This window comes from Rothia sp. ND6WE1A (assembly GCF_001683935.1).
In the GTDB taxonomy this organism is placed as follows: domain Bacteria; phylum Actinomycetota; class Actinomycetes; order Actinomycetales; family Micrococcaceae; genus Rothia; species Rothia amarae.
The window spans coordinates 23,302-31,969 of record NZ_LXTU01000020.1; the positions used below are offsets into that span (position 1 = coordinate 23,302).

Consider the following 8,668-nt stretch of genomic DNA (forward strand, 5'->3'; position numbering starts at 1 on the left):
TTATGAACGATCAACTTCTCGCTGATAAGACCATTGCTATCACTGCTTCTCGTCGCGCTGAGGAGCAAGCGGGCGCGTTCGAGCGCCACGGGGCGCGCGTCCTCCTTGCGCCTACGGTGCGAATCGTGAAGACGGATGACGACGCCGCACTCGCTGCTGAAACGCAGCAGGTTCTAGCACACCCGCCGCATGTTCTGTTGGTTGCTACCGGTCACGGTTTGAAAAGCTGGCTGGATGCAACAGAAAAAAATGGTGGGGCTGAGCGTCTCAAAGAGATGTTAAGTGATGCGCAAATTTATGTGCGCGGCGCTAAGGGCAGGGGTGCGGTGCGCTCGCTGGGTTGGCAGGATTCTGGAATCGCGCAGGTGGAGACTACCGAATCGTTGGTGGAGCTTGCGCTGGAGAAGGGCGTTGCCGGAAAGAACGTGACTATTCAGCAGCATGGTAAACCGGACCCCGCTTTAGTGAAGAGACTGGAAGACGCCGGTGCTACGGTAACGCAGGTACATCCTAACCGGTGGGAGGAACCTGAAAACCCGGCTTTAGTGGATGAACTCATCAATCGTTTGATTGCGGGGGAGATAGATGCCATTACTTTTACGGCGGCGCCGGCGGTAGAGGCTCTTCTGGAGAAGGCTTATCACTTAGGTAGGGGGGATGAGGTCGAAGCAGCACTCCGTACCGAAACCGTTGTGGCTGTCGTAGGGCCTGTTACTGCCGAACCGTTAAATGCTATAGGGGTAAATCCTGTGTGCCCGGAGCGATTCCGCATGGGGGCTATGGTGAAAGATTTAATAGAGGCTCTGCAATAAAAATTTCCGTTTTGGTCTCTCCTTATTGCTGTGACTTGCGCTTTTCTGCTGAAATATTTCTTTTTTCTACCCTTAATTTTGAGAAATTCCGCGTGTTGAAAGCGCTATGTCATGTAATTTGTTACCCGTAGGTAACTTAATGTCAGGGATTTAAGGAATACTCTCATGTCACTCTCTAGCGTCGAGCGCGACCAAATCGCTCGTGAATTTGAGCAAAATCTGCAGGAATCAGGTCTTACTCTGGACGAGTTGCGCCAACAATCGGGGCTCGATGAAGATCGCTTTATGCGCGCTTTTTTGATGTCCGAACGAGGCTCTGACCCCGTTGACGTCTGGCTGATTCGAGCCCTCCTAGAAACCGCCGTCAAACATAACGGTGGTACCTTCACCCCCATCACGAAACTCAATGAGGAAAATCGCCGGCGTGCTGCTGGTTGGTTTGGCATCAAAGATCGCCGCTAATTTCGAACCTACTCACAAGGATATTTCTATGACTCTCCCCAGCGGCACTCCCATCGGGTTTGATTTAGGCAACGATAACCCCGAAGAAGCTCAGCGGTTCTACGGTGAACTTTTCGGCTGGGCGTTTGAAGGCCGCGGTCCTAATTTTCATCATTACCATCTCATTACCCAAAATGGCGGGTATGTAGGCGGGCTGATGAATTCGAAGATGAGCGCTGAGGGTGAGTTAGACGAGGCGCCCTACCCCAATCACTGGGCGGTTTACCTGAGCACCGATCACATCGAAACTGCTTACTCAAAAGTTAAGAAAAACGGTGGGGTGGGAATTTTTGGCCCTATGTGGGTAGGCGAAATGGGTGCGATGGCGCTCGCTAAGGATTCTGCCGGCGCTGAGGTAGGGTTTTGGCAGCCCGGCACTATGAGTGGCTATGAATTCACTGCGCAACCTGGGACCCCCGTCTGGTTCGAGAACATGAGCCGGGATTTTGATGCGGCGCTTCCTTTTTACCAGAATATTTTTGGGTGGGAACCATCATTCATGGAGGGCGCTGAGTATTCCAGTTTCCGATACGCCACTAACTTCAAATCCGAGCAGGGGTCTGCGGGAATCTGTGAGGCAGACGGTCTATTGCCTGAGGGCGTTCCTTCCCATTGGCGTATTTTCTTCCGCGTGGAGGACGCCGACATCACCGCTCGTCGTGCAGCTGAGCTGGGTGGGCAAATAGTGAGCCAGCCGCAGGATAATTTACTCGGTCGAGTGGTGGCTCTTAAAGATTCTACGGGCGCACCTTTTATGATTATCCAGACCGTAAATCACTAAATTTTGAGGGATGCCAGGGTCTTCCTGCAGGAGGAACTAGATGGCGTCGGCGTCAATAACTCCTTCCAATATGCGCCTATCGATGTGGGTGCCTTCCCGAATGATGGAAAGGGTGCCGGTGGCCTCAAGAATCACACATTGAGCTTGGTCTAAATGCGCTATGCCCGCCCGCCGCAGAGCGCTATAAACCTCTTCATGAGTCAGATGGGATCGGCGAAGATTTTTCTGGATGAATTGGCCATGGGCAATGATGACGCGCGAATGCGATTTCATGCTTCGGATACCGGTAACCTGCTGTGCTTGACCAAAAATCATTTCAAGAAGCATGAGGGTTCCCAAGCCAATGATCCCCGAGGCAAGAGTAGGTGGGTGGCCAATGATAACGCGCCCTGCCACGGCGCCGAACATAATGATGATAACCGCATCGAAACCGTTCCAGCCGGTTAGTACCCGCACTCCAAACACTCGAACAAGAATTAAAAATGCTAGGTAAATACCGATGGCTGAAAGTATTACTATGGGTATTCGCCAGGGCTCTATGCCGAGGTATTGGATATAAGTTTGCAGGCCGTCAGGCGGCGTCATTGTTTTTCCCCTCTGAGTCGGGAGATAAAGGTCTGTTCCTACTCTAAGGCCTTCTCCTTCTAGAAAACTGCTTCGAGAGATCTTTGAAGATGAATGGGGTGCTGGTTTTATCTGGGTACGATGGGTTTCATTACTAACGATAGTTTTAGCTAGTCAGTAAATGGATTGCCTTATATTGCGGGAGAAGAAGATGAACTACGAGCAAATTCCACCGGAGACTAAAGATTGGACCGTTGTACTTCGCGACGGCTGCCCTGAATGTGGTTTTCAGCCTGGCTATGACTATGGGGAGAATGTTCAGCGTTTGCGCGCACTTGAAGCTCCGATCATGACTGCTTTTAACCGTCCTGAACAGGAACTTTATGTGCGTCCGCAGAAGAATACGTGGGCACCTATTGAGTATTTGGCGCACTGCGCGGAGGTCTGCGAGGTGATGAGCCAGCGTTTAGAGTGGATGCTAATCCATGAAAACCCGGAGTTTGCCTTGTGGGATCAGGACGCCGCAGCGGTGGATGGGGAGTATCTCAACCGTCCTGTGGGTTCAGTCAAGCGTGATTTGCTTACTAATTTGCATCATGCGGCGGGTGAATTTGAAAAGGTGCCTGCTGACTTATTGGAGCGCACCGGACGTCGTTCTGATGGCAGTCGCTTCACTATCCAGACGCTCGCAGAGTACTTTGTGCACGATTTAGAACACCATATCCACCGAGATATTTAGAGGTTTAAACAGGGGGAGGGGCTCTCTGCGGAATAGCAGAGAGCCTCTCCCCTTTGGGTGAAGTAAACCTACTTCATTTGGTTAGCCCATCCATTATCTTTGGTGAGAACGGTGGCAACTCCCTTAGCTGAGGTAAGCGTAATGTTCTGCGTGTAGTGGTAAGTCGTTGAAGCCAAAGTGCCGGAGGGTTGGCAGCTTGAGACAAAATCCATCGCGTCGGGTGTAGGTTGTGTCCAGGTGGTACCGGTAACAGCTATAACTGGGGTGTAAGAGGAGGTGTATTCTCGATAGGTAATGTTATTGTTTACCACGAATTTTCCCGTAGCGGTCGGTATTGACCATGCTGAAGAGGTTGAGGTAACTCGTGTGAACGTCGTATTTGCAGCTACCGGTAGCCAATAGTTAGCAACTAGGTTAGAGAGCTTTGCGCCGGTGGGAATATTGCTGACCGTAACGTTACTTCCAGCAGTTTTTTGAGTAATTCGAAGTTGAGATTTGTTGTTACAGGTATACGGTTGAACGTTGCCGTTTGTACTACTTGCGTTATAGAACCATGTAATGGAGGTAAGCGTAGGTTGAGCTGATGCGGCGTATACAGGTGTAACGGCAGAAGCCATGATTGCAGGTGCTGCCCAGCCTGATCCTTTAGCGAGCGTGCGGCGCGAGATGGTGCGATGATTATTCATTTTTCCCCTGGACGATTGGTTGGAAAATTCTTAGGGTGAACCGCCCTTATAAAATAATACTATTCGATTTTTCTTTTTTAGACGGGGTGGATCCGTTCAACGCACCTACAATTTTCAAATGCGGAAATTCCAATTTTAATCTTCTTTTGTAGACTGAACGCAGATGTGCCACCGGCGTTATCAGTGTGAAGCAGAAAAAAGAGGAAAAATGGCTTTTAAACAGGGCGATCCTATGTGGGTAGATCTTGGTTCTGACCAGTTGGAAGAATCAAAGAAATTCTATTCGGAGCTATTCGGTTGGGAATTCACCGATACCGGGGCAGATTTTGGGCATTACAACATCATTACGCTGAATGGCCAGCGTATTGGTGGGGCTATGAACTCTTTGTTCGGTCCCGACGGCCCCCGCGAGAAGGCGGAAACTTCTAACGCGTGGAGCGTTTACCTCAAAGTTGACGATATGGAACAGTCAATCGAGGCTGTCGCAGGTCCTGACGCTACAGCTTTTCAGATTGTAAATGTGCCGCAGGACTCCTAGCTCCTGTGTCTTTACAGTGAACACTGCGCCGTTGGCGGAATAACTTGGTGCAAAGGTCTTCTTCGAGCATAGGCTGATTTATACAGACTATGTACTAGGAGAAGACCTTTGTCGTACACCACTAAAGTTTTGCAGAAGACCGGCCCTGAGGAGCCGTACCAGATTGCTGAAATTGAGCGCCGCGATCCTCGTGCGGACGACGTCGTCATTGATATCAAAGCTGCTGGTATCTGCCACTCTGACATTCACATGATTCGCAACGAGTGGGGCTCTGCAACTTACCCGTTGACGGTTGGTCACGAAATCGCTGGCGTGGTAAGCGCCGTTGGTTCGGACGTTACTAAGTTCAAGGTGGGCGACCGCGTAGGCGTGGGGTGCTTGGTGAACTCTTGTGGCGAGTGCGAGCAGTGCAAGGCTGGCGCTGAGAACAACTGTCTCAAGGGCGCGATTGGTACTTATAACGCTGAGGACGTCGACGGCACCATTACTCAGGGTGGTTATTCACAGAAAATTACTGTGAATGAGGGTTTCGTCGTCACTATTCCTGATGCGCTTGATTTTGACGTCGCGGCACCGTTGCTGTGTGCCGGTATCACCACTTATTCGCCGCTGGCTCGCTGGAACGTCAAGCCCGGTCAGAAAGTAGCTGTGATGGGTCTGGGCGGTCTGGGTCATATGGGTGTTCAGATTGCTGCAGCAATGGGCGCTGAGGTGACTGTTCTTTCCCGCTCTCTGAAGAAGGCGGACGCTGCCAAGGAGTTGGGTGCTGTGCGTACCTTGGCTACTTCCGATGAGAATTTCTTTGAAGAGCACCGCGGTGAGTTTGATTTGATTCTGAATACTATTTCAGCGCCGATTGATTTGGGTTCTTACCTGAACCTGTTGAAGCCTCGCGGAATTATGTCGGTGGTTGGTTTGACTACCGAGCCTTTGCCTCTGCAGATTATTGATTTGATTCGTGGCGGTCGTGTGCTAACCGGTAACAATATCGGTGGCATCCCCGAGACTCAGGAAATGCTTGATTTCTGTGCTGAACACGGCATTGCTTCAGTAATTGAGAAGGTCAATGTTCACGAGGTCGACGACGCTTATGATCGCGTGGTTGCCGGTGACGTCAAGTTCCGTATCGTGATTGATACCGAGACGTTTGATTCTGCCGAGTAAGTACTGTTCGGGATGAAAGGGGTCCTCTCTGAGGACCCCTTTTTGCCATGGGTTAGGCTATCTGGATAAACATCTCTGAGTATGAGCAGTCTATGCTTGACGCCGCTGATCCCGCCATCGCTGTAGGTATGAGCGCCTATATGCGCGATCAGTTTTCTTTTCTGGGATTGAAGTCTCCTCTGCGACGCGAAATCTTCAAACCTGATTTGGCTGAGTTGAAGAAGGAAGCTAAAATCGACGGCATCAATCAGGATTTTGTGGAGCATGCCTGGGCTCAGGAGGGGCGGGAATTTCTTTATAACGCTCTCGATTATTTGGTAGCTGTTAAAAAGTATCTGCAGCCTGCAGATATTCCCTGGTTGCGCTCGCTAGCTGAGCGTAAGACATGGTGGTGCTCGATTGACCGGCTTAATCGGATTATTGGCGATGTCGCGCTACGTCATCCTGAGCTGAATCAGATGCTCCTGAACGAGTGGGCGGTGGACGATAACTTTTGGATTCGTAGAATCGCTATCGACCACCAGCTCACTCGTAAGGAGAAGACTAACCCGGACCTTTTAGAGGCAATTATTGTCAAGAATTTTGGGTCTTCTGAATTCTTTATCAATAAAGCAATTGGTTGGTCTTTACGAGATTATTCGAAAGTGAACCCTCAGTGGGTACGGGATTTCCTAGCCCGTTATGGCGAGAAGATGGCGCCCCTGAGCATTCGCGAGGCAAGCAAATATATCTTAAAAGGTTTATTTATATAAGGTAGGGAGCTTCAGTCAGAACATCAGTAAGGTGAACTGGCTGGGTTTGCCATCAACCTAGAGGTGTGTCCCTTTCTCACTGTTTTTAGTGTTTCGTTAGATCATTTGTTCTGCAACGATATCCAGTGTTTTGTGCACCCCTTCTGTTGTAGGAGAAAGAGGAGAGAGCATCAGTTCGTCTGCTTCTACCAAGTGAGCAAATCTCATGAGGTAGTCTTTGACCTCAGCTGCTGTACCTGCGGTGGTGTATTTGAGCATGCTCAGTATTTGTTGACCGGGCGCGGAATTCATGAGCATGTCGATTTCAGCCTCTGAATAGTCGCGACCCTGGCCGACCATATTCTTAACGCGGGATCGTTTGGCTTTTTCGAGCTGAGCTTGGGCATCCTCAGCAGTGTCTGATGCGATGACGTTTACTGCTGCGATGACGTAGGGTTCAGCCAGCTGTTCGGAGGGATTGAACCGCTCTCGGTAGACCTTGATGGCTTCTTCTAGATGCGTGGGGGCAAAGTGGGAAGCGAAGGCGTAGGGCAAACCTAGCGCTGCTGCCAGCGAAGCGCCAAAGAGGGAGGATCCCAGAATGTAGAGGGGAACATTGGTTCCTCTGCCGGGTACGGCGTTGATTCCGGGGATTTGTGTGTTGTCGGTGAGGTAGCCCTGTAGTTCTTTGACGTCTTGTGGGAAGTGTTCTGCTGCGCTGTAGTCTCGACGTAGTGCTTTGAGAGTCTTCGGGTCTGTGCCGGGGGCACGTCCTAGACCGAGATCGATGCGGTTGGGGTAGAGCTCTGCTAGCGTTCCGAATTGTTCGGCTACGACCAGTGGGGAGTGGTTGGGAAGCATCACGCCGCCGGATCCTAGGCGAATCTTGGAGGTTTTGGCGCCTACGTGGGATATAAGGACGGCGGGGGCTGAGCTGGCAATGGATTTCATGTTGTGGTGCTCTGCGTACCAGATGCGTTCAAACCCTAGCTGTTCAGCGTGCTGGGCAAGAGCTACGGATCGTTTGAAGCTTTCTCGGGGCGTTTCGCCGTCGAAGATGGTGGCGAAGTCAAGTACGGAAAGTACAGGCATTGTTTTCTACCTTTTCTCTAGATATTGGTTCTTATGGATTTCAACGGGGGATTAGGGGATTTTGTTCCTGAAAACTAGGTTTTGAGGAGGTATTGAAAAAGTTCGAGAAAAGTTTTTAATCCTGTAAAACCGGATTGACTAGGACTTTTATAAAGTAAGCAAACTTTACATACACCAAAAAGTAACCTTTTGTCACGCAGGTCACCACTTTTCGATTTGCGGGGGTGTTGTGGAGTGTGTAAAGTAGTACGAGTCGCCGGGGCGAGGGAGTGAAAGAAACTCCTAGTCAGACGGTGATTCGGATAAGTTTATAGGGTGTTTTTCTTCGGGTTTGTAGCTGGTTTTGCTGGTTACTCTGATTGAAAGAATGTGGTGTGTTTCACGGTTGTTCGTGTTGCATGGTCGCTGGACACCTGGTAAGCTAGACGAGTTGCCCCGATGAGGGTAACGAAAAATGTAAACAAGATGTTGACTGACGTTCTGCAGTTGCCACGATGTAAGTGGTGTGATTGGTTCGTGTGGTTTGTTGTTTGAGAACTCAATAGTGTGCTTTGTTCAATAAATGGCCTCCTTTTCTCATAAATATTGGGGAGGCTTATTGACTGAAACTGATACCAAATATTTATATGTATTTTTGAATACCTTTTGGTTATCAGAATGACAGCTTGAAGCAGTGATGAGTCACCGTACCCCGTGTGGCGTTTGAATCATTGTTTCGTTTTTATTTTGAGATCAGGTTATTCAAGCTTTTTTGTTTTCTAACGGAGAGTTTGATCCTGGCTCAGGACGAACGCTGGCGGCGTGCTTAACACATGCAAGTCGAACGATGAAGACTGGTGCTTGCACTGGTTGGATTAGTGGCGAACGGGTGAGTAATACGTGAGTAACCTGCCTTTGACTCTGGGATAAGCCTGGGAAACTGGGTCTAATACCGGATATGACAAGGAACCGCATGGTTTTTTGTGGAAAGGGTTTGTACTGGTTTTAGATGGGCTCACGGCCTATCAGCTTGTTGGTGGGGTAATGGCTCACCAAGGCGACGACGGGTAGCCGGCCTGAG

Annotated in this window: 10 protein-coding genes and 1 rRNA gene; 8 read left to right on the forward strand and 3 right to left on the reverse strand. The window is 50.0% G+C overall.

What is annotated here, in order from left to right:
* The first annotated feature begins 2 nt into the window (after positions 1–2).
* From A7E48_RS02080 to A7E48_RS02090, 3 genes are all read left to right on the forward strand, one after another.
* Positions 3–812 carry a uroporphyrinogen-III synthase gene (locus tag A7E48_RS02080; RefSeq protein WP_068168842.1) on the forward strand — a complete coding sequence of 270 codons (810 nt, stop codon included), beginning with the start codon at positions 3–5 and terminating at the stop codon, positions 810–812.
* 165 nt (positions 813–977) lie between these two features.
* Positions 978–1,274, forward strand: a complete 297-nt coding sequence (locus A7E48_RS02085) for a DUF2316 family protein (RefSeq protein ID WP_068168846.1) — start codon at positions 978–980, stop codon at positions 1,272–1,274.
* A 28-nt stretch (positions 1,275–1,302) separates the two neighbouring features.
* Positions 1,303–2,094 (forward strand): VOC family protein, encoded by a 792-nt coding sequence (locus A7E48_RS02090; protein WP_158004383.1) that lies wholly within the window; start codon positions 1,303–1,305, stop codon positions 2,092–2,094.
* Between the two features lie 36 nt (positions 2,095–2,130).
* Here the strand turns inward: A7E48_RS02090 and A7E48_RS02095 are convergent, their stop codons facing one another.
* Complete coding sequence (locus A7E48_RS02095) at positions 2,131–2,679, reverse strand: DUF421 domain-containing protein (protein ID WP_068168850.1); 549 nt, start codon at positions 2,677–2,679, stop codon at positions 2,131–2,133.
* A gap of 190 nt (positions 2,680–2,869) precedes the next feature.
* Here A7E48_RS02095 and A7E48_RS11070 point away from each other — a divergent pair, with 190 nt between their 5' ends.
* Positions 2,870–3,397 (forward strand): hypothetical protein, encoded by a 528-nt coding sequence (locus A7E48_RS11070; RefSeq protein ID WP_068168852.1) that lies wholly within the window; start codon positions 2,870–2,872, stop codon positions 3,395–3,397.
* Between the two features lie 68 nt (positions 3,398–3,465).
* Here A7E48_RS11070 and A7E48_RS02105 read toward each other — a convergent pair whose 3' ends face one another.
* Positions 3,466–4,083: a hypothetical protein gene (locus A7E48_RS02105; protein WP_068168856.1), complete on the reverse strand. Its 618-nt coding sequence runs from the start codon at positions 4,081–4,083 to the stop codon at positions 3,466–3,468.
* 208 nt (positions 4,084–4,291) lie between these two features.
* Here A7E48_RS02105 and A7E48_RS02110 point away from each other — a divergent pair, with 208 nt between their 5' ends.
* The 3 genes from A7E48_RS02110 (at position 4,292) to A7E48_RS02120 (ending at position 6,537) form a co-directional block, all read left to right on the forward strand.
* Entirely contained in the window at positions 4,292–4,621 is a 330-nt protein-coding gene (locus tag A7E48_RS02110) for a VOC family protein (RefSeq protein ID WP_068168860.1), read from the forward strand.
* Positions 4,622–4,729: 108 nt separating this feature from the next.
* Positions 4,730–5,785: an NAD(P)-dependent alcohol dehydrogenase gene (locus tag A7E48_RS02115; RefSeq protein WP_068168863.1), complete on the forward strand. Its 1,056-nt coding sequence runs from the start codon at positions 4,730–4,732 to the stop codon at positions 5,783–5,785.
* 92 nt (positions 5,786–5,877) lie between these two features.
* Complete coding sequence (locus A7E48_RS02120; protein ID WP_068168866.1) at positions 5,878–6,537, forward strand: DNA alkylation repair protein; 660 nt, start codon at positions 5,878–5,880, stop codon at positions 6,535–6,537.
* Between the two features lie 96 nt (positions 6,538–6,633).
* On the opposite strand, the gene A7E48_RS02125 is transcribed toward A7E48_RS02120, so the two are convergent.
* Positions 6,634–7,608, reverse strand: coding sequence for an LLM class flavin-dependent oxidoreductase (locus A7E48_RS02125; RefSeq protein WP_068168870.1), 975 nt, complete (start codon positions 7,606–7,608; stop codon positions 6,634–6,636).
* Between the two features lie 758 nt (positions 7,609–8,366).
* Here A7E48_RS02125 and A7E48_RS02130 point away from each other — a divergent pair.
* Positions 8,367–8,668, forward strand: a 16S ribosomal RNA gene (locus tag A7E48_RS02130); the annotation flags it as partial.

Bases quoted from the DNA above. Each gene is read 5' to 3' on its own strand.
- A7E48_RS02080 (WP_068168842.1), top strand. From the start codon at position 3: ATGAACGATCAACTTCTCGCTGATAAGACCATTGCTATCACTGCTTCT.
- A7E48_RS02085 (WP_068168846.1), top strand. From the start codon at position 978: ATGTCACTCTCTAGCGTCGAGCGCGACCAAATCGCTCGTGAATTTGAG.
- A7E48_RS02090 (WP_158004383.1), top strand. From the start codon at position 1,303: ATGACTCTCCCCAGCGGCACTCCCATCGGGTTTGATTTAGGCAACGAT.
- A7E48_RS02095 (WP_068168850.1), bottom strand. From the start codon at position 2,679: ATGACGCCGCCTGACGGCCTGCAAACTTATATCCAATACCTCGGCATA.
- A7E48_RS11070 (WP_068168852.1), top strand. From the start codon at position 2,870: ATGAACTACGAGCAAATTCCACCGGAGACTAAAGATTGGACCGTTGTA.
- A7E48_RS02105 (WP_068168856.1), bottom strand. From the start codon at position 4,083: ATGAATAATCATCGCACCATCTCGCGCCGCACGCTCGCTAAAGGATCA.
- A7E48_RS02110 (WP_068168860.1), top strand. From the start codon at position 4,292: ATGGCTTTTAAACAGGGCGATCCTATGTGGGTAGATCTTGGTTCTGAC.
- A7E48_RS02120 (WP_068168866.1), top strand. From the start codon at position 5,878: ATGCTTGACGCCGCTGATCCCGCCATCGCTGTAGGTATGAGCGCCTAT.
- A7E48_RS02125 (WP_068168870.1), bottom strand. From the start codon at position 7,608: ATGCCTGTACTTTCCGTACTTGACTTCGCCACCATCTTCGACGGCGAA.